This window comes from Flavobacterium bizetiae (genome assembly GCF_024271895.1).
GTDB classification, from domain to species: Bacteria; Bacteroidota; Bacteroidia; order Flavobacteriales; family Flavobacteriaceae; genus Flavobacterium; species Flavobacterium bizetiae.
Genome location: NZ_CP091861.1, coordinates 2,815,294 through 2,840,152 on the forward strand (window position 1 = coordinate 2,815,294; position 24,859 = coordinate 2,840,152).

Annotated in this window: 21 protein-coding genes; 18 read left to right on the top strand and 3 right to left on the bottom strand. The window is 33.1% G+C overall.

Annotation, left to right across the window (positions count from 1 at the left end; all coding sequences use genetic code 11):
- Nucleotides 1-592: 592 nt before the first annotated feature.
- Nucleotides 593-1,240: a sugar-binding protein gene (locus tag L0669_RS12180; protein WP_263763818.1), complete on the top strand. Its 648-nt coding sequence runs from the start codon at nucleotides 593-595 to the stop codon at nucleotides 1,238-1,240.
- Between the two features lie 168 nt (nucleotides 1,241-1,408).
- Here L0669_RS12180 and L0669_RS12185 read toward each other — a convergent pair whose 3' ends face one another.
- Nucleotides 1,409-2,446 (bottom strand): LacI family DNA-binding transcriptional regulator, encoded by a 1,038-nt coding sequence (locus tag L0669_RS12185; RefSeq protein WP_173970577.1) that lies wholly within the window; start codon nucleotides 2,444-2,446, stop codon nucleotides 1,409-1,411.
- A gap of 233 nt (nucleotides 2,447-2,679) precedes the next feature.
- On the opposite strand from L0669_RS12185, the gene L0669_RS12190 reads away from it, so the two are divergent.
- The 10 genes from L0669_RS12190 to L0669_RS12235 all read left to right on the top strand — a co-directional run bounded on the left by L0669_RS12190 (nucleotide 2,680) and on the right by L0669_RS12235 (nucleotide 15,120).
- Nucleotides 2,680-3,771: a mevalonate kinase family protein gene (locus L0669_RS12190; protein ID WP_263763820.1), complete on the top strand. Its 1,092-nt coding sequence runs from the start codon at nucleotides 2,680-2,682 to the stop codon at nucleotides 3,769-3,771.
- A gap of 9 nt (nucleotides 3,772-3,780) precedes the next feature.
- Complete coding sequence (locus L0669_RS12195; protein ID WP_263763822.1) at nucleotides 3,781-4,656, top strand: sugar phosphate nucleotidyltransferase; 876 nt, start codon at nucleotides 3,781-3,783, stop codon at nucleotides 4,654-4,656.
- 175 nt (nucleotides 4,657-4,831) lie between these two features.
- Entirely contained in the window at nucleotides 4,832-6,211 is a 1,380-nt protein-coding gene (locus tag L0669_RS12200; RefSeq protein ID WP_263763824.1) for a sugar MFS transporter, read from the top strand.
- 26 nt (nucleotides 6,212-6,237) lie between these two features.
- Nucleotides 6,238-8,166, top strand: coding sequence for a glucosamine-6-phosphate deaminase (gene nagB, locus L0669_RS12205; RefSeq protein ID WP_263763826.1), 1,929 nt, complete (start codon nucleotides 6,238-6,240; stop codon nucleotides 8,164-8,166).
- A 179-nt stretch (nucleotides 8,167-8,345) separates the two neighbouring features.
- Nucleotides 8,346-8,582: a DUF3820 family protein gene (locus L0669_RS12210; protein WP_039117105.1), complete on the top strand. Its 237-nt coding sequence runs from the start codon at nucleotides 8,346-8,348 to the stop codon at nucleotides 8,580-8,582.
- Between the two features lie 390 nt (nucleotides 8,583-8,972).
- The gene (locus L0669_RS12215) at nucleotides 8,973-9,380 is read left to right on the top strand and encodes a hypothetical protein (protein ID WP_173973382.1); all 408 of its coding nucleotides are present in this window, start codon (nucleotides 8,973-8,975) and stop codon (nucleotides 9,378-9,380) included.
- Between the two features lie 594 nt (nucleotides 9,381-9,974).
- Entirely contained in the window at nucleotides 9,975-11,591 is a 1,617-nt protein-coding gene (locus tag L0669_RS12220; protein WP_263763828.1) for a CTP synthase, read from the top strand.
- 80 nt (nucleotides 11,592-11,671) lie between these two features.
- The gene (gene yidC, locus L0669_RS12225; RefSeq protein WP_263763830.1) at nucleotides 11,672-13,582 is read left to right on the top strand and encodes a membrane protein insertase YidC; all 1,911 of its coding nucleotides are present in this window, start codon (nucleotides 11,672-11,674) and stop codon (nucleotides 13,580-13,582) included.
- A 100-nt stretch (nucleotides 13,583-13,682) separates the two neighbouring features.
- Complete coding sequence (locus L0669_RS12230; protein ID WP_263763832.1) at nucleotides 13,683-14,399, top strand: toxin-antitoxin system YwqK family antitoxin; 717 nt, start codon at nucleotides 13,683-13,685, stop codon at nucleotides 14,397-14,399.
- Nucleotides 14,400-14,562: 163 nt separating this feature from the next.
- Complete coding sequence (locus tag L0669_RS12235) at nucleotides 14,563-15,120, top strand: DUF4956 domain-containing protein (protein WP_263763834.1); 558 nt, start codon at nucleotides 14,563-14,565, stop codon at nucleotides 15,118-15,120.
- A 288-nt stretch (nucleotides 15,121-15,408) separates the two neighbouring features.
- Here L0669_RS12235 and L0669_RS12240 read toward each other — a convergent pair whose 3' ends face one another.
- On the bottom strand, nucleotides 15,409-17,286 hold the full coding sequence (locus L0669_RS12240) for a PEP/pyruvate-binding domain-containing protein (RefSeq protein ID WP_263763836.1): 1,878 nt from the start codon (nucleotides 17,284-17,286) through the stop codon (nucleotides 15,409-15,411).
- A gap of 142 nt (nucleotides 17,287-17,428) precedes the next feature.
- On the opposite strand from L0669_RS12240, the gene mnmA reads away from it, so the two are divergent.
- From mnmA to L0669_RS12265, 5 genes are read left to right on the top strand one after another with little or no spacing between them, the layout of a single operon-like run.
- Nucleotides 17,429-18,616 carry a tRNA 2-thiouridine(34) synthase MnmA gene (mnmA, locus tag L0669_RS12245; protein WP_173972859.1) on the top strand — a complete coding sequence of 396 codons (1,188 nt, stop codon included), beginning with the start codon at nucleotides 17,429-17,431 and terminating at the stop codon, nucleotides 18,614-18,616.
- A 45-nt stretch (nucleotides 18,617-18,661) separates the two neighbouring features.
- On the top strand, nucleotides 18,662-20,263 hold the full coding sequence (locus tag L0669_RS12250) for a S8 family serine peptidase (protein WP_263763838.1): 1,602 nt from the start codon (nucleotides 18,662-18,664) through the stop codon (nucleotides 20,261-20,263).
- Nucleotides 20,264-20,275: 12 nt separating this feature from the next.
- Nucleotides 20,276-21,220: an NAD(P)H-dependent flavin oxidoreductase gene (locus L0669_RS12255; RefSeq protein WP_263763840.1), complete on the top strand. Its 945-nt coding sequence runs from the start codon at nucleotides 20,276-20,278 to the stop codon at nucleotides 21,218-21,220.
- A 20-nt stretch (nucleotides 21,221-21,240) separates the two neighbouring features.
- Complete coding sequence (locus L0669_RS12260) at nucleotides 21,241-21,651, top strand: hypothetical protein (protein ID WP_263763842.1); 411 nt, start codon at nucleotides 21,241-21,243, stop codon at nucleotides 21,649-21,651.
- A gap of 42 nt (nucleotides 21,652-21,693) precedes the next feature.
- On the top strand, nucleotides 21,694-22,500 hold the full coding sequence (locus L0669_RS12265) for a hypothetical protein (RefSeq protein ID WP_263763844.1): 807 nt from the start codon (nucleotides 21,694-21,696) through the stop codon (nucleotides 22,498-22,500).
- A gap of 101 nt (nucleotides 22,501-22,601) precedes the next feature.
- On the opposite strand, the gene L0669_RS12270 is transcribed toward L0669_RS12265, so the two are convergent.
- Nucleotides 22,602-23,039, bottom strand: a complete 438-nt coding sequence (locus L0669_RS12270; RefSeq protein ID WP_173972402.1) for a DUF4268 domain-containing protein — start codon at nucleotides 23,037-23,039, stop codon at nucleotides 22,602-22,604.
- 91 nt (nucleotides 23,040-23,130) lie between these two features.
- Here L0669_RS12270 and L0669_RS12275 point away from each other — a divergent pair, with 91 nt between their 5' ends.
- Both L0669_RS12275 and L0669_RS12280 read left to right on the top strand, forming a co-directional pair.
- Nucleotides 23,131-23,787: an NUDIX hydrolase gene (locus L0669_RS12275; RefSeq protein WP_263763846.1), complete on the top strand. Its 657-nt coding sequence runs from the start codon at nucleotides 23,131-23,133 to the stop codon at nucleotides 23,785-23,787.
- 118 nt (nucleotides 23,788-23,905) lie between these two features.
- Entirely contained in the window at nucleotides 23,906-24,736 is an 831-nt protein-coding gene (locus L0669_RS12280) for a lysophospholipid acyltransferase family protein (protein ID WP_263763848.1), read from the top strand.
- Nucleotides 24,737-24,859 lie beyond the last annotated feature (123 nt).

Genomic DNA, 24,859 nt, shown 5'->3' on the forward strand with positions numbered 1-24,859 from the left:
GTTTTTTTTAAGTTTTGATGCTCATTAATGATCACTTTTTGGTTGGTTAAAAAAGAGATTAAAAGCGATAAAAAAGAGCTAATAATTGCGTTGTATTTTATTATTATTCGACGAAACTATCGATTATATTTTTATTAACCAAGAAAAAACACAAAAAATGTGCTCGAACACACAAAATTAATGTTCTCGAGCACATAAAATTGTGGTAAACGTTTTTTTAGACTAAAAATCATGAGATTATTCTAAAATAAAGCACAAAAAGCACATCGCTTTATTTTAAGCGTATTCGCAACCATAATATTTTATTTTTAAAGAATAAAAATTAGTTGTTTGTATTTATAAGAATATCGCAATCATCAATTAAATTGTTTAATAATAAATCAAACTTTTAAAGGTTTTAAATTGATCCGTTTTTTCTTATTTTTTATTTTTTAAATAAAATGCATTAAAAAATAGCGATTAGGTTTTAAATAAAAGTTTGACTTATATTAGCATTTTTATAAGAAGATTTTTCGAGGCATTTTTTTGCCGTTTGAAATGATTAAAATGCTTCAGGATTTTATTTTTATTAAATTAAATTTTTTCAAAAAAGATGACCGAAATTTTAAAAGAATATCAAGTAATTTTAATCGATAAAATTCAAAAAAATAACGATCCTGTTTTGATTCCTTTTTTTTGGGAAAAAGCAAATTGTCTAACTGATTTTTGTTCTCCATGGAAAACCGATTCATTTTCAAAAATTGAATTTAAGGCACTTCATGATTCCGAAAATTTCTATTTTAATTTCAGGGTTTTCGATACTGATATTTATATCGATCAAAAAGACGATAGTTTCCTGAGTATAGGAAATTCAGACAGGGTAGAATTGTTTTTTAGGACGAATGAATCCCTAAATCCTTATTACTGCCTTGAAATAGATACATCAGGCCGAATAATGGATTTTATAGCACTTCCGGAAAAGGATTTTGATTTCAGCTGGAAATGGCCTAAAAATGATATAGAAGTAAAAACTTCAAAAGATGAAATTTCATTTATCGTCGAAGGTAGAATTAGCATTCAGTCTTTAAAAGATTTACATCTAATTCAGAACAATACAATCGAAGCCGGAGTTTTCAGAGCAAAATTCTCTCTGGTCGAAAATCTGCAACACGACCCCACCTGGATTTCATGGGTAAATCCAAATACCGAAACGCCAAATTTTCATATCGCTTCTTCGTTTGGGAAGTTTATTTTGTTATAAAAGTGAATAAATTAATCTCGCAAAGACGCAAAGGCGCTAAGCTTTTTAAATTATTCTCTTTGTGACTTTCTTTTAAGATTTAAAAAAGCTATAAAACTTAGCGTCTTTGCGACTTGGCGAGAGAAAAAAGAAAAAAAATTGTGTCTTTGTGTCTTCGTGGCTAAATCATTACGATACGTAAAACGAAGCATTCTCGACATTAATAATATCAATAGGTAACAATATAGTTTCCGGAATATCTTTTCGGAATATAAAATGTTCGACCAAAGTGCTAACGCCTAAATAAGCCTGTCTTTTTTGATTTTGATGAATTAAAAAATGCACCAGCCCCTGATTCAGGAAGTTGACATTTTTCTCTACCAAATCGTAACCAATAATGGCGATTTTTTTCTGTAAAGGAGCTAAAATAGAAGCAATTTGATATGCTTTTGAAGTGGTGATGAAAATTCCTTTAAGGTTAGGATTTTCTTCTAAAAAGGCCGAAAATTTACTTTCAACATTAGGATGTTTTAGTTTTAAAGTAGTTAGCGAAAAGTCAGCAATTTTCTTTTCATCAAAATAATTTCTAAAACCTTTTTCTTTTTCCTGCATGTGAACAGCATTTTTTACGCTTTCATCAATATGTATAATCGCAATTTGACCATCGGTTAAAATCAAATTCATTAAACTCGCAGCCACGCGACCACTTTTATACAAATCCTGGCCCACAAAACTTTTGATAGATTCACCTTCAATCTGGTTATTAAAAGTGTTTACGATTATTTCGAGCTCATCATATTGTTTTACGATTTCAATAGTTTCTTTATGAAATAAAGGTGCGATTAAAACCGCATCAGGAGATTGTTTAATGATCGTTTCATGTGCGCTTAAAAAAGATTTTTTACTTTCGGGATTAAAGTAATGCGTTTCTATAATTACACCATACGCTTTAAACTCTGTTTTGGCTTCCTGAATTCCGTTTACACACGGCAACCAATACGGATCTATTTCCGGATCCGGAAGCAAAACACAAATTCTGTAAACCTTAGTGTTTTTTAAATTACGGGCAATAAGGTTGGGTTCATAATTAATGACATTCAAAACTTCATTAATTTTATCCAAAGCCGTTGGAGAAACTTTTCCTCTGTTATGCAAAACCCTGTCGACAGTTCCTTTAGAAACTCCGGCCATTTTTGCTATATCCTTAATAGTGTACTTTTTATCCATATAAGCAAATATAGAAACTTTGGTTTAATTATTTAAAAAAAATCTTGCCGTAATTATTAAGTGTGCTCGAGAACATTAATTTAGTGTGTTCGAGCACATTTTTAGTTTTTTTCTTGTTTTATAAAAATATAATCTATAGTTTCGTAGAATCAAAACCAAAAAAACAGCGTAAATTTCTAACCTATTAATATTGTAATTATTTGTATTGCAATGTTTTATTATAAAAATTATAAGTGAAAAAAATTACTTCATTAGCTCCCGGCCGAACGTGCCTCTTTGGAGATCATCAGGATTATTTAGGATTGCCGGTTATAGCCTGTGCAATTGACAGAAATATAAAACTAACCGCAGAACAAAATGACACCAATACGTTTGTGCTAAACATGATCGATATTGGCGAAATTAGAGTCATTGATATCGATGCTACTTTCGATACATTACAACCACGTGATTATTTTGCTTCTTCCTTACGCGTTTTGCGACGATACGGTTGTGTGCCCAATATAGGTTACACGATTACCATTACAGGAGATATTCCAATTAATTCGGGAACATCAAGTTCATCAGCCTTATTAATGGCCTGGATTCGGTTTTTGATTGATGCCTTTGGAGTTGATCACGAAGTTACTCCTGAATTTATAGCCAAAGTAGGATATGAATCTGAGGTTTTAGAACACGGTGAGCCAGGCGGAATGATGGATCATTTTAGCATTGGGGTAGGGAATGTGGTGTACATTAATACAAAAGAACCTTTCTCGTTTAAAGTAATCAGATCAGATCTTAAAGGCTTAATCACAGGAGTTTCGGGTGTTCCCAAAGAAACGATTGGATTAATTGGCGAAATAAAAGGAAATGCCTTAATGTCTATTGGCATTGTAAAACAAAACTTCCCTGATTTTGATTTGAATACTTCTGAAATAGAAGATATAGATCGCTACAGAAATTGTTTACCGGATCGATTGATTCCGTTTTTCGAAGCTGCACTGAAAAATTACCATTATACCAAAGAAGCCCTAAAAGAATTCGAAAAGCCTGTTTTAGACCTTAAAAAAATTGGAGCATTAATGAATCAGCATCACGAAGTTTTGCGCGATTTATTGAAAATTACAGTACCAAGAATCGATGATATGATCAATGCGGCTTTGCGTGCAGGAGCATATGGAGCTAAAATTGTAGGTTCTGGCGGTGGCGGAAGTATTGTGGTAATTGCTGATCCTGAAAAAGAAGCTGCCGTAATCGAAGCTATTTTAAAAGCCGGGGCAGAAGAAGCTTATGCAGTTGCTGTAGATCCGGGCGTAAGAATTATAGAAAATATTGAAATTTAAAAAATAAATATGCACAACAATTTAGTTATTCTGGCTGGTGGAGCATCATCCCGAATGAAAAAAGAAGCCGTTCTTGATAATTTATCAGCAGAAGAAATCGCTCAGGCAAACGAAAGAAGCAAAGGTTTAATTGGCGTTGGCGCAAGTGGAAGACCTTTACTGGATTATCTTTTATTGAATGCCAAAAAAGCAGGATATAAAAATATCTATATCATTATAGGTGAACAAGGTGAGTTGTTTAAGGAATTTTACGGAAGTCAAAATCTTAATAATGATTTTCACGGACTCAACATTTCCTTTGCTGTACAATATATTCCCGAAGGAAGGCTAAAACCTTTTGGCACGGCCGATGCCTTGTTTCAGGCTGTTGAACAGTTCCCGGAATTAAACTCGCAGCAATACTCCGTGTGCAATAGCGACAATTTATATTCGGCGAAAGCCTTATTGTCACTTAGAGAAACGACTAGTCCTAATGCTTTTATTGCTTACGATCGTGATGCATTAGAATTTCCGTCTGAAAGGATTTCGCGTTTTGCCATTGCGAAATTAGATCAGAACAATCAATTATTAGACATTCTCGAAAAACCGTCTGCCGATGTCTTAGCTGATTATAAAGATGTTGAAGGGAAAATCAGAGTGAGTATGAACGCTTTTAAATTTAACGGAAGTACATTATACACCCATCTTAAAAATTGTCCCGTTCATCCGGAAAGAGACGAAAAAGAACTGCCAACCGTACTTTTAAATTCGGTAAAAGAACATCCAAATACCACTTTGGGAATTCCTTTTTCTGAGCATGTTCCGGACTTAACCGCAAAAGAAGATATTGCCGATGTCAAAGCATATTTAAAGCAATATTATCCGGTTTTAGACTGGGAAGCCTAAAAAAAATTAACAAAAAATTGATATCTAATTTACGAATAAGTACAACTTATTAGACTACTTTTGTTTTAAAATTGCAAAAAAAATGCATTAAAATGTGTTTAAATTGCAATATATTTGCAAAAGCGGTGGTGTTATTTTAGATGGATAAATCAACTAACAATCAACCGATAAAATTATGTCAAACATTGAGACTGCAATACATATAGAAAAGAGGAGTTCGATCATTCCGATGATTATTCTGACCGCGTTATTTTTTATATTGGGATTTGTAACCTGGTTAAACGGACCTTTAATTCCATTTTTTGAATTAGCGTGTGAGTTGTCTTCTTCTCAAGCCTATTTTGTAACTTTTGCTTTTTATATTGCATATTTTGTAATGGCAATTCCGTCATCCTGGGTCATCGAAAAAGTAGGTTATAAAAACGGAATCTCATTAGGATTACTGATCATTGCTGCGGGGGCATTTATGTTTTATCCCGCTGCCGAAAGCCGAACTTTTTTATTGTTTTTAATTGCATTGTTTGTAATGGGAACTGGTTTGGCAATTTTACAAACGGCATCAAATCCGTATGTAGTCGTAATTGGTCCGAGAGAAAGTGCTGCAGCCAGAATTAGCGTTTTAGGAATCGCGAATAAACTAGCCGGATTTGTGGCGCCATTGATATTGACAGCTTTGGTTTTGTCTAATATGCAGGAGTTTACAGCAGATAAAATCGCAATGTTAGATTCGGTTTCAAAATCAAATGCTTTAAATTCTCTTGCATTGCAATTGCAAAGGCCTTACCTTTATATGGGATTGATTATAATGGTTTTGGCGCTTTTGGTAAAGCTATCGCCGCTTCCTGAAATTGATTTGGATGAAGAAGGAAATGTGACGCATTTGAGTATTTTTAAACAAATGAGAAACGCATTCAAACGTCCTCAATTGGTTTTAGGAGTCATTACTTTAATGCTGTATTTATCTGCCGAAGTTTTAGCCGGAGATTCTATTGGAGCTTTCGGAAAAGAATTAGGAGTATACGGAACCGAAGGTAATTTTTATTTAAAGTTAACTTCTTTCACCATGTCAGCAATGGTTGTAGGTTATGTATTAGGAATCACATTAATACCTAAATATCTTTCGCAGGTAACCGCTTTAAAAGCATCGGGAGTTTTAGGAATAATTTTGGTTTTGGCAATCGTTTTAATTTCGCCAAAAATAATGTTTCAGTTGCCTGGAATTCCAAACTTACCCGTTGTGATACTTTTAGTAGCCTTATTAGGTTTGGCAAATGCACTTTGCTGGCCGGCAATCTGGCCAATGGCGTTAGAAGATTTAGGAGGATATACTAAAATTGGAAGTGCAATTTTGATCATGGGTATTATAGGAGGAGCAATTTTTCCTTTGTTTTACGGATTGATCACAGAAAATATAAACGCATCAAATATAGCAAACGGAACGGTCGAAGTTTCGAAAAGCGGCAATCAGATTGCTTATTTAATGTTGTTGCCATCTTATGTAATGATTCTTTTTTATGCAATAAAAGGTCATAAATATCGAAGTTGGAAAATGTAACGAGAGGAATTAAAAAAAACTATATCATGTTAAAAAGTAAAATAGACAAAGCGACAGGATTCGAGAAACGATTTGAAAACATCAATACGATTGTTTTCGAAAACTCTGGCGATGCATCAAAAGCAGTAGCTCAGGAGATTGCAGCTTTAATTCAATCCAAACAAAAAGAAGGTAAACCTTGTATTTTAGGACTTGCAACAGGTTCTTCTCCAAAAGGATTATATGCTGAGTTGGTTCGTTTGCACAAAGAAGAAGGCTTGAGTTTTAAAAACGTAATCAGTTTTAATTTGGATGAATATTATCCAATGGAGCCAAACTCAATCAATAGTTATGTTCGTTTTATGAAAGAATTGTTGTTTGATCACGTTGATATTTTACCTGAAAATGCTCATGTTCCAGACGGACTTTTAACAAAGGAACAAATCGCAGATTATTGCCACGAATACGAAGCTAAAATTGAAGCTTTAGGCGGAATCGATCTTCAGATTCTTGGAATTGGAGGAAACGGACATATAGGTTTTAATGAATCGGGTTCGCTACAAAATTCTAAAACACGTTTAGTGGCTTTAGATCATATTACAAGAGTTGCGGCAAGTAAAGATTTCTTCGGATTAAGTAATACGCCAAGAACAGCAATCACACTTGGAGTAAAAAAAATCATGGAAGCTAAAAGAGTAATCTTATTGGCTTGGGGAGAAGGAAAAGCAAATGTGGTAAAAAGATCTGTAGAAGATGAAGTTACGAATAGAGTACCAGCTTCATTTTTGCAGGAGCACAACAATGCTGTTTTTATTTTAGATAAAGAAGCTTCTTCAAAACTAACAAGAATCAACAAACCTTGGTTGGTAGAAAAAGTAGAGTGGACGGATAAACTGACTCGTAAAGCGGTTTTAGGATTAGCGCTTCAGCTTAAAAAACCAATTTTAATGTTGACAGATGCAGATTATATCGAAAACGGAATGAGCGATTTATTAGCTGATTCAGGTCCTGCGTACGATATCAATATTAAGATTTTCAATAAATTACAAAATACAATTACAGGTTGGCCAGGCGGAAAACCAAATGCAGATGATTCAAACCGTCCGGAAAGGGCAGAACCGGCCAGAAAACGTGTATTGATTTTTAGCCCGCACCCAGATGATGATATCATTAGTATGGGAGGAACGTTCATGCGTTTGCAAGAGCAGGGACATGAAGTACACGTTGCGTACCAAACTTCTGGAAATATCGCTGTAGCGGATGATGAAGCGTTACGTTTTGCAAGATTCGTAATTGATTACAATGAAAAATTCGGAATCAAAAGTGCTGAGGCAGACAATATTTACCAAAAAGCACAAACCTTTTTAGAGAATAAAAAGAACAGTGAAATTGATATTCCTGAAGTTCGTTACATTAAAGGTTTAATCAGAAAAGGTGAGGCGAGAGCAACCAGTCATTTTGTTGGTTTAACGGACGATCAGATTCATTTTATGGAATTGCCTTTCTACGAAACGGGAACTATCGAGAAAAAACCAATCGGGCAAGAAGACATTCAATTGACAATGGATTTAATCGAAAAAATTAAACCACATCAAATATACGCAGCAGGAGATTTAGCAGATCCGCACGGAACGCACAAAGTTTGTCTTGACGCTATTTTTGAAGCTGTAAAAGCGCTTAAACCAAAATCGTTTATGGATGATTGCTGGTTATGGTTGTACCGTGGAGCTTGGCAAGAGTGGGGAATTGATGAGGTTGAAATGGCTGTGCCAATGAGCCCTGATCAGGTTTTAGCAAAACGTCACGGAATCTTCAAGCACCAATCGCAAAAAGATGGTGTTGTTTTTCAGGGAACTGATGCCAGAGAATTTTGGCAAAGAGCCGAAGACAGAAATGCAGAAACTGCTGCTTTGTACCAGGAATTAGGTTTGGCAACTTACGCAGCGATGGAAGCTTTCGTGAGATGGCATTACTAAGTCTCAGTTTTCAGTGCCAGTAAACAGTCAGTTGTAAACTGAAAACTGTGACTGAGACTGAAAGCTTTGTTTTAATCTGTGGCAAAAGAATAAAAATAATAATAGCTTTGCATTCAATAGAAGCAAGAAGAAAGAATGAGTCTATATTCTTTTCTCTTGCTTCTTTTTTCTTTAAAAAAATGGAACCAGACAAAAAACTTCTCATAAAATTAGCCCATACCAAAATGCCTTTCGGAAAATACGAAGGACGATTTTTAATCGATCTTCCGGAATATTATGTCGTTTGGTATCATAACAAAGGATTCCCAAATGGTGAGTTAGGACAACAACTGGCACTTGTCTATGAGTTAAAGTTAAATGGGCTGGAAGAGTTGATTCGAAACATTAAAAAGCAGTATCCTAAGCCTTTAAAATAAAATAGTAAGAAAAATCTTTTGCTATTTCATTTTTTTTATTTAAGTTTGATATGTAAAAATATTACAATTTTTAAAAACTAATTGATACCACAGAATTCAAGACTGAATTTTTTAATGTGTACAAGTCAATATTTTGAAATTATAATATTTACTAAATAAAAAATATTATAATTTTTAAAAACAAATTGGCACCACTGAATTCAAGACTGAATTTTTAAAAGTGTACAAGTCGATGTTTTGAAATTATAATATTTTTTTTATGCCAAAAATATACTTCAGCCCTTTAAAATAATAAGAAATCCCTTTTTAATTTATTTGTTAATAACTTTGATGTATTCGCTACTTTATGCATTACTGTTTTTCTATTTTTGTTAAAATTTAAATAAAAGAATGGAAAATAGTTCAGGACAATCTAAAGATGATAGTTTAGGTATTGTAGCTTTAATAATCGGTATACCCGCTATAATAACTTCTTTTATACCGTGCTTTGGTATATTTGCAATAATTCTTGGAGGTATTGCAATAATTTTAGGAGCGATTGGTTTGTCTAAGGCTAAAAAGGCAGCTGCTTCAACTACGTTATCAAAAGTGGGTATGATTTTAGGTATCGTTTCAATAGTAGTTGTAATTATAAGAACAGTACTTTTTGTAGGTGCTATAGGATCTGTATTGGTATCTCATAAAGACGAAATAACAAAAGCAATTGATTCTGTAGCTATAGAGTCGGCAAAAGTACAGGATTCTTTAGATGCTATCGAAATAACAACCGACACTATAAAGGTGGAAGAAACAAAATAATAAATCTCTTTTGTGGAAATAAAAACTTCTTACGAAATAGATTCCTATAAAAAGATAAACATGATTTTTATTATAATGATCATGTTTATCTTTTTTTATTGCTTTATAATGCCTTTTTTAGATTTTGGTTTTCATTCTTCTTGCGAAGGAATGCCATTGAGTTATTGCAAAAGCCGTGGTCTAACCAGAGCGTTTTCTCAAATATTGAGATTTAATTTTGAAGAAGCAATTACTTATAATATATATAGTATAAAGATTTTTGCTTTTTTTCTGATTCAATTGATGGCCCGATTTTTTATTAATGTAATAATTCGCGTATCTAATTTAAGAATAGTAGTGATTTTTGATGTCTTGTTTAGCATTATACTCTTCATATTCTCATTTTATAATTTAGTATTAATATAAAGAGTTGCCATAAATAAAGGTTATATTCAAAAAAACATCTAATTAAAAGTTAAAATTATCGATTACGAAATCATCTAATCGTTCTATTTAAAAATTTGCAAATTATCTCAATCTCTATTTGATAAATTGTCTAATTAAATTTGTACTTTTGCCAAGTTTTTTACACAACTACATACAAACAACAACAGAATGAATCAAACAAAATATATTTTTGTTACAGGCGGTGTGACTTCTTCACTAGGAAAAGGGATTATCGCAGCATCTTTAGCAAAATTGTTACAAGGAAGAGGATATCGTACAACTATTCAAAAATTTGATCCGTATATCAATGTGGATCCGGGTACGTTGAATCCGTACGAGCACGGAGAATGTTATGTAACAGATGATGGTGCAGAAACAGATTTAGATTTAGGTCACTATGAGCGTTTTCTTAATGTTCCTACTTCTCAGGCGAATAACGTTACTACAGGAAGAGTTTATCTTTCGGTAATTGAAAAAGAAAGAAGAGGAGAATTTTTAGGAAAAACAGTTCAGGTTGTTCCTCATATTACAAACGAAATCAAAGACAGAATGCAATTGTTGGGTAAATCCGGCGATTATGATATTGTAATTACTGAAATTGGTGGAACCGTTGGTGATATTGAATCTCTACCTTATATAGAGTCTGTTCGTCAGTTGGTTTGGGAGTTGGGAGAAAATAACGGAATTGTTATTCATTTAACATTGGTTCCTTATTTGGCTGCTGCAGGTGAGTTAAAAACAAAACCTACGCAACACTCTGTAAAAACATTAATGGAAAGCGGAATCAAAGCTGATATCTTGGTTTGTAGAACTGAGCATGAGCTTTCTGATGAATTGCGTAATAAATTAGCGTTGTTTTGCAACGTAAAAAGAGAAGCAGTGATTCAGTCTATTGATGCTTCAACAATATATGAAGTTCCAAATTTAATGCTTGAAGAAGGATTAGATGTTGTGGCTTTAAAGAAATTAGATTTACCTAAAAAAGCAGCTCCGGATTTGAAAAACTGGAATACTTTTTTACGCAGATTAAAAAATCCAAAACATACCGTAAATATTGGTTTGATTGGGAAATATGTAGAAATGCAGGATTGTTACAAATCTATTTTAGAGGCGTTTATTCATGCAGGAGCTTCAAACGAAACCAAAGTAAACGTAATTTCTATACATTCAGAGCACATTAACAGTGATAATGTTGAAGAGAAATTAGGACCTCTTGATGGAGTTTTAGTAGCACCTGGTTTTGGAGAAAGAGGTATCGAAGGAAAAATCGAAGCCGTTCGTTATGCACGTGAAAACAATATTCCGTTCTTCGGAATTTGTTTAGGAATGCAAATGTCTGTTATCGAGTATTCAAGAAATATTTTAGGTTATGCTGATGCCAATTCTACAGAGATGAATGAGAAAACTCCTCATCCGGTAGTAAATTTAATGGAAGAGCAAAAAACAGTTACAGATAAAGGTGGAACAATGCGTCTTGGAGCTTGGAAATGTGATATTAAACCAAACACTTTAGCGCACGAAATATACGGACAAACGACTATTTCAGAACGTCACCGTCACCGTTATGAGTACAATAATAAATATGCTGATGAATTGCAAAAAGCTGGTTTAAAAGCTTCTGGGGTTAATCCTGATACAGGTTTGGTAGAAATCGTAGAGCTTGAGAATCACCCGTTTTTCATTGGTGTACAATACCACCCTGAATACAAAAGTACAGTGGCAAACCCACATCCAATTTTTGTAAACTTTGTGGCTGCTGCAGTAAATGCGCATAAAAAACAATAATTAATATTCTGAAAGAATGTAACTTTTGAGTCAAACTCATTACTAATAGTCTTTAACGAATAACCCTTTTTTAAATTATAATGGAAGAAAAAAAATTTGATCTTAATTCAATCATTGGTTTTGTATTGATATTTGGAATTTTGGTTTGGATTATGTACCAAAATCAACCTTCTGATAAAGAGATTGCTGCTGAAAAAGCCAAGAAAGAATTAGTTGCTAAACAAGAAGCACAAGCAAAAGCGGATAAAACTAAAACAGCTGTTTTACCAGTTGCTGCTACAACTCCTGGAGATACAGTTCAATTAGCGCAATTACAAAAAACATTAGGTGGTTTTGCTTATTCAGCTACACTTCCTTCTGCGAAAGAAGGTTTTACAACTATCGAAAATGATAAGATAAAACTAAAAATCGCTAATAAAGGTGGTTATATAGTTGAAGCTACTTTGAAAGAATTTAAAAGATTTGAGAAAAATTCCGGACAATTAGTAGAATTAATCAAAGACAATAATTCTAATTTAAACATTCAGTTACAAACCACAGATAACAGAACTTTAAACTCTAAAGATCTTTATTTTGAGCCAACACTAACTAAAAACGGTCAAGATCAAATCCTGACTATGCGTTTGAAAGCGGGTGCTAACGAATTTTTAGAATATAAATATGTATTAAAACCAAACGATTACTTAGTTGGTTTTGATGTTCGTTCTCAAGGATTAAATAAAGTTTTAAATTCTGCTAAACCATTAGATTTACAATGGGATTTAAAGACATATAGAAACGAAAAAAGTGTTTCATACGAAAATCGTTATGCTCAAATTGAATATGAGTATGGCGATGAGAAATACAGTTCTGTAAGTGCGACTGGTTCAGGAAAAGAAGAAACTCCTGAGAAAGTAAGTTATGTAGCATTCAAACAACACTTTTTTACCACTATTTTAGCAACTGACAAGCCATTTGAAAAATCAAAATTACAGTCAGATAATTTAGTTAATGACGAAAAAGTTGATACTATTTTTACAAAACAATTTAGAGCAACTGTTCCTTTAGCATTTACTAACGGAGAAGTTGATTATAAAATGAGTTGGTATTTTGGACCAGCTGATTATAAAGTTTTAAAATCTTACGATAAAAATTTCGAAAAAATTATTCCATTAGGTTGGGGGATTTTCGGATGGATCAACAAATGGATTTTTATTCCTTTGTTCGGATTTTTAAGTTCAACAATTGGATTGTCATTAGGAATTGCGATTATCATCTTTACGATTATCATCAAAATTGCAATGTCGCCAATTACCTATAAGTCATTCTTGTCTCAGGCTAAAATGAAAGTTTTACGTCCGGAGATTACAGAGTTGGGAGAAAAATTCAAAAAAGACCCAATGAAGAAACAACAGGAAACGATGAAGTTGTACAACAAAGCAGGTGTAAACCCAATGGCAGGATGTATTCCGGCATTGATTCAGCTTCCGTTTATGTATGCGTCATTCCAGTTCTTCCCATCAGCTTTTGAGTTAAGACAAAAAGGTTTCCTTTGGGCAGACGATTTATCTTCATTTGATGCTGTTGTAAAATTACCATTCCACATTCCGTTATACGGAGATCATATCAGTTTGTTCCCAATTTTGGCAGCAATTGCGATTTTCTTCTATATGAAAATGACTTCTGGAGATCAGCAAATGGCAGCGCCTCAACAAGAAGGTATGCCGGATATGGCTAAAATGATGAAAATCATGATCTATGTTTCGCCATTAATGATGTTAATTTTCTTTAATAGTTATGGTGCAGGTTTGAGTTTGTATAACTTTATTTCGAACTTAATTACCATCGGAATTATGTTTGTGATCAAAAACTACATTGTAGATACAGATAAAATTCACGCTCAGATTCAGGAGAATAAATTAAAGGAGCCTAAAAAACAAAGTAAGTTTCAGCAACGTCTTCAGGAAGTGATGGAGCAACAGGAAGCTGCTAAAAAACAGAATAAAAAATAATAACTTAGTTATAAAAAAAATCTCGATTCGTCGGGATTTTTTTATATTTAAAATATACTTTATAAGAGTCATTTTCGTTAAAGATTAAAATTGAATTACAATGATTTATAAAAAAATAATAATAGGATTACTTTTTTTAAATGCAGTTCTGGTATCTGCACAGGATTTTAATAAAACAGATTCAAACGGAAAAAAAGATGGTATCTGGAAAGGAACTTACGAAGTTTCTAAGCGTCCTCGTTACGAAGGAACTTTCGATCACGGAAAAGAAACAGGTGTATTTAAATTTTTTGATGATACGAAAAAAGGCGATGTAATTGCCACTCGTGATTTTACTGCTAATGACGGAAGTTCGTATACTATTTTTTATGATCAGAATAAAAACAAGGTAAGTGAAGGAAAAGAAATTGGTAAAGCCCGTGAAGGCGAATGGAAATATTATCATAAAGCTTCGAAAGTGGTAATGACGCTTGAAAATTATAAAAACGGAAAATTAGAAGGCGTAAAAACGGTTTATTATCCGAATGCTAAAATAGCTGAAGAAATGAATTATGTTAATGGTTCTAAAGAAGGAATCTATACAAAATACGGACAAAACGGAACATTGTTAGAGCAAACTACCTATAAAAATAATGAATACAACGGAGAAGCTGTTTTTTATGACGCAGATGGAGTGGTAGCATCAAAAGGAAAATTTGTGAACGGAAAGAAAGCCAACATGTGGCAATTTTACTTAAAAGGTAAATTAACAAAAGAAGTAAATATGAGTGATCCTAAAAGCAGTTATCAGGTAGATTCGAAACCTAAAATGAATTAATACAATATAATGTCCGCAATTTGCGGACATTTTTTTTGCCACGAATTTCACGAATTTTCACGAATTTTTATTCTAATAATTTAAGGCAAACAATAATTCGTGAAAATTCGTGAAATTCGTGGCAAACTATTTTCTAAATTTGATTTACTAATATTTTGATTCAATGGATTTAAACGAACTTATAGGAAGGTTTTTATTATTGTTTTTCTCAATTCTGGTTTTGTATTTTTTCTCTAACAGAAAAGATAATGAAACCATAAATCCGCTGATGGTTATTGTTGGACTTTGTACTTTTTCACTTTGTTATTTGTTTACCAAAATCGAAATAGGAGTTGGGATTGGATTCGGATTATTTGCGATCTTCTCGATCTTAAGATTTAGAACACAATCTTTTACCGTAAACGCCATTATTTTTCTTTTTGCTACGATTACACTTTCGATTTTAGATATCATGTATCCCTATGAAAAAATCGAGGTATTGTTGTTTTTTCAATTAATTATTATCGGGTTTTATATTGCGGCTTCTATTTTAGTCAGTAAAAAAATCTCAAAATATTTGAATGTAGTCGATGTGAAAATTCCACTGGAAGGTGACTTTTCTTTAAACCATCAAAACATTCGAAAATCGATTCAGCAAAAAATAAACGTAGATGATTTTGATTTTAAAATCGTTTTAATCAATACCGTTTCTAATGAAATCGATCTTTTAGTCTATTATTAAACCATTTTAATTTATACTAATCGACGTTAAAATTCAGGAATTTGTGCTGTTAGGCACTAAATATTGGTAGAAAACAGGATTGGGAAGGAGTTTAGCGTGCCGTAGGTACGCAATGGTTACTATTTTGTTGCGTACCTATGGCACGCCAATATTTTTACCAATCTAATTTTTACCAACATTTAGTGCCTAAAGGCACATCCCAACTTTTGATTCTTGCAAGGTTTCTATAATCTTACAGGAATTTGTCTTTTGTAAAAAATTATTTAGCGATTGAATCCCTATCATTTTTTATTCATTAAAAGGCCGTACCTGTTTAATATATAAATCTCTGTTTTCTCCCACGATTTTAAATTCAATATCAACCGGATGATATCTGTTTTTTCGCCAATAGCGGTACATTTTTTCTTCAATAGTTTTACTTACGCGAAAAAGCCTGCTCATTTCTTTTCGGCTCAATAACGGCTCATTATTGTTTAAGTTAGAGTTCGAAGTATAATCGACATCAAAATCAGTTTCGTCTAATCCGGTATTAAAGTGATAAGCGACAAATTGCTCGCAGATTTCTCCTTTTTCAGGTTTTACAACTGAATTTTCTCCTTTTTGAACATTCACGGTAATACCGGAGAAGTTTTTCCTAAATATATTTTTTGTAATGACAACACCATTTGCCAGTTCATCAGGAAAGGAGCGATGAACTAAAACGCCCATAGCAATATTCTGCTGATCAATACCAAAAAGTTCCCGTTCGTTGTACGATGCTTCGTTCCAGACGCTTGCCCAAACTTGTTTAATGGCTTTTTCGAAAGTTTTAATACTGTCTCCCATAATTCCGGTTTTAGAATCGTATAATCCGGCGCCATTAAAATTATCTAAATCCTCGGCATTGGTAGAGGATCGAAACCTGAAGTTTTTAAACGTTGCGTTTTTAAAAGCAGTGTTTAGTTTGGCAATTAATTCGGGATCTATGGTTTCTTTTTTAATAGCGTCGCGTATCTTTTTTAATTGATGATTGACCCAGACAGTCGAGTCTTTATGCGGATAATTTAAAAGTTCTGTAATTAAAGGAGAAATTGAAGTTTTTTGAATGTGTTTTGTGTAATAGTAAAACGGAATAGCATGAGCATTTTCAGGAGTTTTAAACGAAATTTGTTTTGAAATTGCGATCAGATAAGACATATTTTGCGCCTTAGCACCAATATAATTGATTCCGTTTTTAGGTATTTTATTTAAGTCTACAAGTTCAGTGACAGAATTATCAATGATTAGTTTTTTCTTTTTGGAAATTACTTTCGGAATTATTTTCTTACCACTTTCTTTCAGGTAAAAAGTATCGACTTTAATCTTTAATTCTACTTTTTTAGATAGTAATTTTTGAATGTTATTATCCTTTAAAACATTCGTGTATGCCATTATAGGAATCTTTCTATTCTTGCCTAAAAGCACTAAATGGCTCAAAGGAGTTTGGAGTTCGTTTACAATAATTCCTCTTACATTGGGCAAAATATCGGGCGTTCCGTCTACAATGATAATTTCATCAGCATTTGGTTTTACCTTTTCCAGATCCTTTAGTTTATATTGTTTTAGAATACCAATAGCGCTTCCGGAAACTACTTCCTGATATTTAATTTCATCAAAAATGTAATTTGATTTTACGCACGGAATTTTAAATAGATTTTGCTGAAACCATTCCATTTGTTGGGGATTGTTCAAGTAAAATTTTAAATTAGAACCAATAAAAGTCGATTTTACAATTAAATAATAAAAACGTTCAATTAACGGAATAGGCATATGATCAGAAGCGGCCAATTCAAAAATCCATTTGTCAGTTCCTTTAATGTGGTTGAGATTTCCCAATAAATAATTTCTGTCTTTTTCGGTATCGCTATAATTATTATTGTTAAAAATATCCAGATCCTGACTATAACCTAAGTACCCTGAAACAAAATCATAATGTAATAAAATCAGGCTACTGTTGAAGTAGTACATTTTTTGCTGTTTGAGATCATAAATGATTTTTACAGATTCGATATTCGAAAATTTATCAGATAAAGGCTTGCCTCTAAAAGCTTTATAGGCTTCAGAATTAGGCAAAGAAGAGCTGTATCTTTGTGCGCTCAAAGAAGTTATGACAAAAAGAAAAATAAAACTGCAGATGTATTTTTGCATGGATTTTTTTTGGTTCTTAAAAGTAATTAAAAAAAGCAATAAGTTTTATCTACTGCGGCATTATATAAACTAATCAAAACTACCACAATTATCAAAAATAGGACTTATCTTTGCACCCTTGTAAAAATATAAACGATTTAGAATGAAACGTGTAGTTGTTGGACTTTCTGGTGGAGTAGATTCGAGTGTTGCTGCTTATTTATTGCAACAACAAGGATACGAAGTTATTGGGCTTTTTATGAAAAACTGGCACGATGATTCGGTTACTATATCTAATGAATGTCCTTGGTTAGAGGATAGTAATGATGCTTTATTAGTAGCTGAAAAACTCGGAATACCGTTTCAAACTGTCGATTTAAGCGAAGAATACAAAGAAAAAATCGTTGATTATATGTTCAACGAATACGAAAAAGGGAGAACTCCAAATCCTGACGTACTTTGTAACCGTGAGATCAAATTTGATGTTTTCATGAAAATTGCTTTAAGTCTTGGTGCTGATTATGTAGCAACGGGACATTATTGTCAAAAAAGTGAAATCGAAGTAGACGGAAAACCCGTTTATCAATTGATTGCCGGTGAAGATAATAATAAAGATCAATCGTATTTTTTATGTCAGTTGTCGCAAGATCAATTGGCAAAATCATTGTTTCCAATTGGTGCTTTAACCAAACCGGAAGTACGCGAAATCGCTGCTGAAATGGATTTGGTAACTGCTGAAAAGAAAGATTCTCAAGGATTATGCTTTATTGGTAAAGTTCGTTTACCGGAATTTTTGCAACAAAAATTGCAGCCTAAAGACGGTAAAATTGTTCAAATTGATAAAAACGATCCTATTTATGCTATCGAAAAACCTGCTGGATTATCGTTGCAGGAAGAATTAAAATTAGAAGCTAAAAAGCGTGACTATCTTCCAACGATGGGTAAGGTTGTTGGTAAACACCAAGGGGCGCATTATTTTACGGTAGGACAGCGAAAAGGATTGAACGTAGGCGGAACAACAGATCCGTTGTTTATTATTGCTACAGACGTTGAAACCAATACTATTTATACCGGTTTAACAAGTCAGCATCCTGGTTTGTTTAAAAAAGCGTTGTTTATAGAAAAATCTGAAGTACACTGGATTCGTACTGATATGACTTTAAAAGTGGGTGAAACAATGGAAGTAATGGCGAGAATTCGTTACCGTCAGCCTTTACAAAAAGCAACTTTACACCAATTCGAAGACGGAATGTACGTTCAGTTTGATGAACCGCAATCTGCAATTACTGAGGGTCAGTTCGCGGCCTGGTATTTCGATAATGAATTAGTTGGTTCGGGAGTAATTTCTTAGCTTTATACTTTTTTACAAAGGTTTTGCCTTTTAAAAAAGTAAACTATGAAGTGTTATTTTACGTTTCTTTTATTGGTGATTTCTTCTGTGATGTTTTCGCAGGAAGATGCATGGGTTTATTTTAAGGATAAACCAAATGCACAGCACTTTTTTAACGCTCCGTTAGAAATGCTTTCGCAGCGTGCATTAGATCGAAGAACCAATCAAAATATTGCTTTAAATCTTACGGATATTCCTGTAGAAACCTCTTATCTAAATCAGGTAAAATCTAGTGCAGGTATTACAGTAATGGCGCAATCTAAATGGTTGAATGCACTTCATATTCGGGGAACTCAAACTAATATTTTGTCTCTAAAAACGTTAGCATTTGTAGATAAAGTCGTTTTTGCAAATAAAAGTTTGAATACAACTTCTAAAAAAGTTTCAGAAAATCAGGTTGCTCAATCAAAGGATAAACTAAAAACTACAATCGATTATAATTACGGATCTTCGGCAAATCAAATCCAAATGCTGAACGGTCAGGTTTTGCATCAACAAAACTACACAGGTTCAGGAAAAATAATCGCGGTTCTTGATGCTGGTTTTCCGGGTGTAAATACTGCTCAGCCTTTCAAAAAATTGATTGACAATAATCAAATATTAGGCGGTTATGATTTTGTGAATAGAAATGATAATTTCTACACAGGCGATGATCACGGCACAATGGTACTGTCAACAATGGGTGGTTATAAAGAAAATGCCTTAATTGGTACCGCTCCCGATGCATCTTATTATTTGTTTATTACGGAATATGATCCTACAGAGAATCCTGTAGAAGAGGCGTATTGGGTTGAAGCAGCCGAAAAAGCAGATGCTTTGGGAGTTGATATTATTACGACTTCTTTAGGGTATTTTGAGTTTGATAATCCAAATTATACGCATACTTACAGCGATATGAATGGCTCGACGAATTTTATTTCGCGTGGTGCAGAAATTGCTTTTAGCAAAGGGATTGTTGTAGTGGCTTCGGCAGGAAATGAAGGAACTAAGGCAGAACCTCATATTGGCGGACCGGCAGATGCAGTTTCGGTAATTGCGGTTGGCGGCGTAACAGTTTCGAAAACAAAATCCAGTTTTAGTTCTATAGGACCAAGTTACGATGGCAGAATAAAACCTGATGTTATGGCATTAGGAACTTCTGCTGTAGTTTCAGATACTTCGGGAAATATTGGTACTACAAATGGTACTTCATTTTCATGCCCGATTATGGCCGGAATGATTGCTTGTTTATGGCAGGCTTTTCCGTCTAAAACTAATAAGGAAATTAGAGAAATGGTAATTCGATCTTCTGATCGATATTCAAATCCAGATAATAATTATGGTTATGGAATTCCAAATTTCGGATCTACTTTAGGTGTTGAAGATCACAAAACATCAATTTCTGCTTTTTCTGTATATCCTAATCCGGCGCAAACTACAGTTTCGTTTTTGTTTGAAAGTAGTACAGCTTCCATTTCAGTTTATTCTGTTTTAGGTCAAAAAATAATTGAAAAACAAATTACAAATCAAAACCCGATTCTTTCTGTAGAAGCGCTAAAAAGTGGACTCTATTTTTATACTTTTGATGCGGATGGCGTACACAAAACAGGAAAGATTATCAAACAATAATTACATTTTTGAATGAATAAAATTACACAACTTTTTAATATAAAATATCCAATTATTCAAGGCGGAATGATCTGGAATAGTGGTTATAAATTAGCTTCGGCAGTAAGTAATGCCGGAGGTTTGGGCTTGATTGGAGCCGGATCTATGTATCCGGAAGTTTTAAGAGAGCACATTCAAAAATGCAAAAAAGCGACTGATAAACCTTTTGGTGTTAATATTCCGATGTTATATCCGAATATCGAAGAAATCATGAATATCGTGATCGAAGAAGGCGTGAAAATCGTTTTTACTTCGGCAGGAAATCCAAAAACATGGACTTCTTTTTTAAAGGAAAAAGGAATTACAGTTGTACACGTCGTGAGTAGTAGTGTTTTTGCTTTAAAAGCACAAGAAGCCGGAGTTGATGCTATTGTTGCAGAAGGTTTTGAAGCAGGCGGACACAACGGACGTGATGAAACGACAACATTAACACTGATCCCTATGGTGAAAGAAAAAATTCAGATCCCGATTATTGCCGCTGGAGGAATTGCAACCGGACGCGGAATGCTTGCTACAATGATTCTGGGTGCAGATGGTGTTCAGGTTGGGAGTCGTTTTGCGGCATCGATAGAATCTTCATCGCACAATAATTTTAAAGAAACGATAGTTAGTATAAAAGAAGGTGATACACAATTGACATTGAAAGAATTGGCTCCGGTTCGCTTGATTAAAAATAAGTTTTATAATGATGTTCAGGATTTATATGAAAAATGCCCATCCAAAGAAGATTTAGTACAACTTCTAGGCAAAGCAAGAGCGAAAAAAGGAATGTTTGAGGGTGATCTTGAAGAAGGAGAACTTGAAATTGGACAAATTGCAGGATTAATTCATGAAATATTACCCGCAAAGCAAATTATTGAAGAAATGATCACCGAATTCGAAATTGCTCGTCAGGAAAAGGCTAAATTTGAGTTTTAATTATCTGCATCAAATACAATATGAATTCTATCCGCACCTATATATTACTACTATTTTTAGGACTTTGTTTGCAACAAGCTTACAGCCAGACTTATCAATTTAAAACTTCAGGATTTAGTGTCTTAGAAAAAAATGAAAGAGGAAAATGGGGTGAGTGGTCGAATCTTGATTTGGTCAATCTATCAGTTGTTCTCGATACTAACAAACATAGAATTGTAGTCTATTCTCAGGAAATACAGCTTTTTAAGATTCTGGATTATATCGAACGCGAAGAAAATGATACTGATATTGTTTATTCTTTTATGTGTAAAGATAATGACGGTCGAGAATGTAAACTTTCTATTATTACCCGCAAAAAACAAGATTACCGTAAACAGCTTTATATAAACTATGATAATCATATTATTGTTTATAATATTTTTAGCGTTTAATAGTTGCTGTTATTTACTTAAATCATTTTATATTTTACAATTATGAAAAAAAACTACCTTTTTTATTTTTTCTTTTTAACTGGTTTATACAGTTGTTCGAATGATGATAGTTCAAACCCTATTACATCAGATAGTATTGAAAAATACCACTTTGATTATATGTTTCATAATACAAATGCTTTGGCAACAACTTCCAATGAATTAGTAAAACTTACATACGATAAAAATCAAAGAGTGGTAAAAAAAACAGGAAAGGTTTTATGGTACGGTTCTGATTCAAATATTATTGGCAAATTCAGTGATGAAATATTTGAGGATATAGATTATACAAAAAATGAGGCCAAAATTACCCTGAAAACTACTTCAAAAGAATTTCAATTATATGCTTATAACAGAACAATTGTTTTTGATAATCAGGAACGAATGGCTAAACGATATATTTATAGTGCCGGTGATGTTATAAAAAATGATACAATTGTATATTTTTATAATGATGCAAATCAAATCATTGCTACTAAAAAAGGAAATGATAAAATGCAAAATGAATCTGCTCAATATTATTATAACCCAGCAGGAAATTTAGATAGTATTGTAACTAAAATGTATGATAGAAAAAATTATAATTATAGAAATGTCGAAATTTTTAGTGGTTATGATAATGCGGTAAATCCATTAAAAAAGCTTGTTATTTTTGAAGATACTTATTTAAGGTCCTTGTCAAAAAATAATTTTGCTAAGTATCAAAAAATTGGAAAAAATATAGATAATAGTATTATTTCTAAAAGTGAAAGAACTTGGAAATTAAATTATGATGAAAAGGGGAATGTAAGGTTTGATATCTATAATTAATCTTTAAATTAGAACTAAAAACAAACCCGACAAATTCTAAAATCTGTCAGGTTTGTTGTAAAACTTAGAGCCTTAACATCTCAGCACCTTAGTACCTTTCTCTAAGAATCAATATCCTTAATAAAATCATCATACTCGAGATAAAACATTTCAAGAGCATTCATTTTTTCGAAAAAGAAATCAAAAATAATGTCCCAATTATTGCGGTTACTGAAACCTACACCTTGTATTTCGGTCCAGATTCGGCTAATGGTTTTGCCGCTTTCAAGCGTGTAATTTTTTTCGAAAACCAGATCTTTAATAAATTCCTCTTCCAGAATGTTTTTTAAAGCTTCTAATTTTTCAAAATAAGCAGTACGTTTTTCATCGCTTCTTTGTTCGATATCAATTAAAACCTGTGCTTTTTTATTGTCTACAAAAAATTTAAAAGAGAAATCTTTAATCTTGGTGTCATATAATACCCATTTGCGTGGATATTTTTCGGCGAAAGCCACCCAAAACTCTCTTTTCATTCGTTGTGATTCTTCTTTACTGTACATTTTTATGGCTTTGATTTTAGAAAGCTTGTAGAAACGCGTTTTCTAAACTATATTTATATTTTATTTGAAAATACAAAAATAAACTTTGAATATGGATTTTCAAGATTTTTTGCAATATGTTCCTAATTTAATTCCAGTAACGCTACCGGCAGTCGCCTCACATATAAAAATGGCTCCAAAAGAGCGCATAGAAGCCTTAAAGAATTTAGATTTAAAAATAGAAAATCCAAGAATTGCTGCTGTAATGATGTTGTTTTATCCAAAAAATGGAAAAACTCATCTGGTACTAATCGTTCGGAATGCTTATAACGGAGTTCATTCTTCGCAAATTGCTTTTCCCGGAGGAAAATACGAAACCACCGATTTAAACTACGAGGAAACAGCTCTTAGAGAAACTCATGAAGAGGTAGGTGTTTCTCCGGAGAAAATAGAGGTGGTGAAGCATTTTACACCAATGTATATTCCGCCAAGTAATTTTTTGGTACATCCGTTTTTGGGAATTGCGAAAGAAGAACTTTTATTTTATCCGGATATCAGAGAAGTGGCTGATATTATAGAATTGCCTTTGTCTGTATTTTTAAATGACGAAATTATTGTCGAAGCCACGTTGTCAACTTCTTATGCTAATAACGCTTCAGTTCCTGCATTTAATATTCAAAATCATATTGTTTGGGGGGCAACCGCTATGATTTTAAGTGAATTGAGGGATGTTTTGAAAATTGCTTTTGAATTAAATTCGGAAAAGTAGAAATTTAACAATTTGATATTCATTATAATAACAATTTATTTCCGAAATTGCTTTATAGTTCTGCTAAAAGAATAATTTTTGTATGTTTGCGTTCTACATAAAAATACAATAAACAGCTATGGGATTGTTTAAACGAAATCCTTTCGGACATATATTATTCATCAAGAAATGGTTAATCCGTATTTTGGGGGCCATGACTCATCGAAGATATAGAGGTTTTAATGATTTACAGATTGAAGGATCTGAAATTATTAAAACGCTTCCTGATACAAATGTTTTGTTTATATCGAACCATCAAACTTATTTTGCCGATGTTGTGGCGATGTTTCATGTGTTTAACGCAAGTTTAAGCGGACGTCAGGATACTATTAAGAACATTGGTTATCTATGGCAGCCCAAGATGAATATTTATTATGTAGCGGCAAAAGAAACGATGCAAGCCGGTTTGTTACCAAGAATTTTAGCGTATGTTGGTGCTATTACGGTCGAGAGAACATGGCGATCAAAAGGTGTTGATGTTACAGAAAAACGCGATGTAAACCCAAATGATACTGAAAATATTAGAATTGCGCTTGAAGATGGCTGGGTAATTACGTTTCCGCAAGGAACCACAAAATCGTTTAAACCAGTTCGTAAAGGAACAGCACATATTATAAAACAACACAGACCAATTGTAATTCCTATTGTTATTGATGGCTTCCGTCGTTCATTTGACAAAAAAGGATTACGAATGAAGAAAAAAGGAATTCTGCAATCTTTCATCATCAAAGAACCTCTTGATATTGATTATGAAAACGATACTATCGAAGAAATCGTAGAAAAAGTTGAATATGCTATTGAGCAGCATCCGTCATTTTTAAAAGTAATTCCAGCCGAAGAAATTAAAGCCGAGGAAGAACTTAACGAAATGAGAAGATGGAGTTATAAAGCATCAGAAAGTGAACATTAGTTTTTAAGTTTTTGTTTGTTTTTATGTTTCAGGTTTCAAGTTTAGAAAAAAAACTCAGAATCTTAGTACCTTAGCATCTTAGCAACTCAAAAAAAGAAACCTCTGCACCTTTGCAACTTTGTA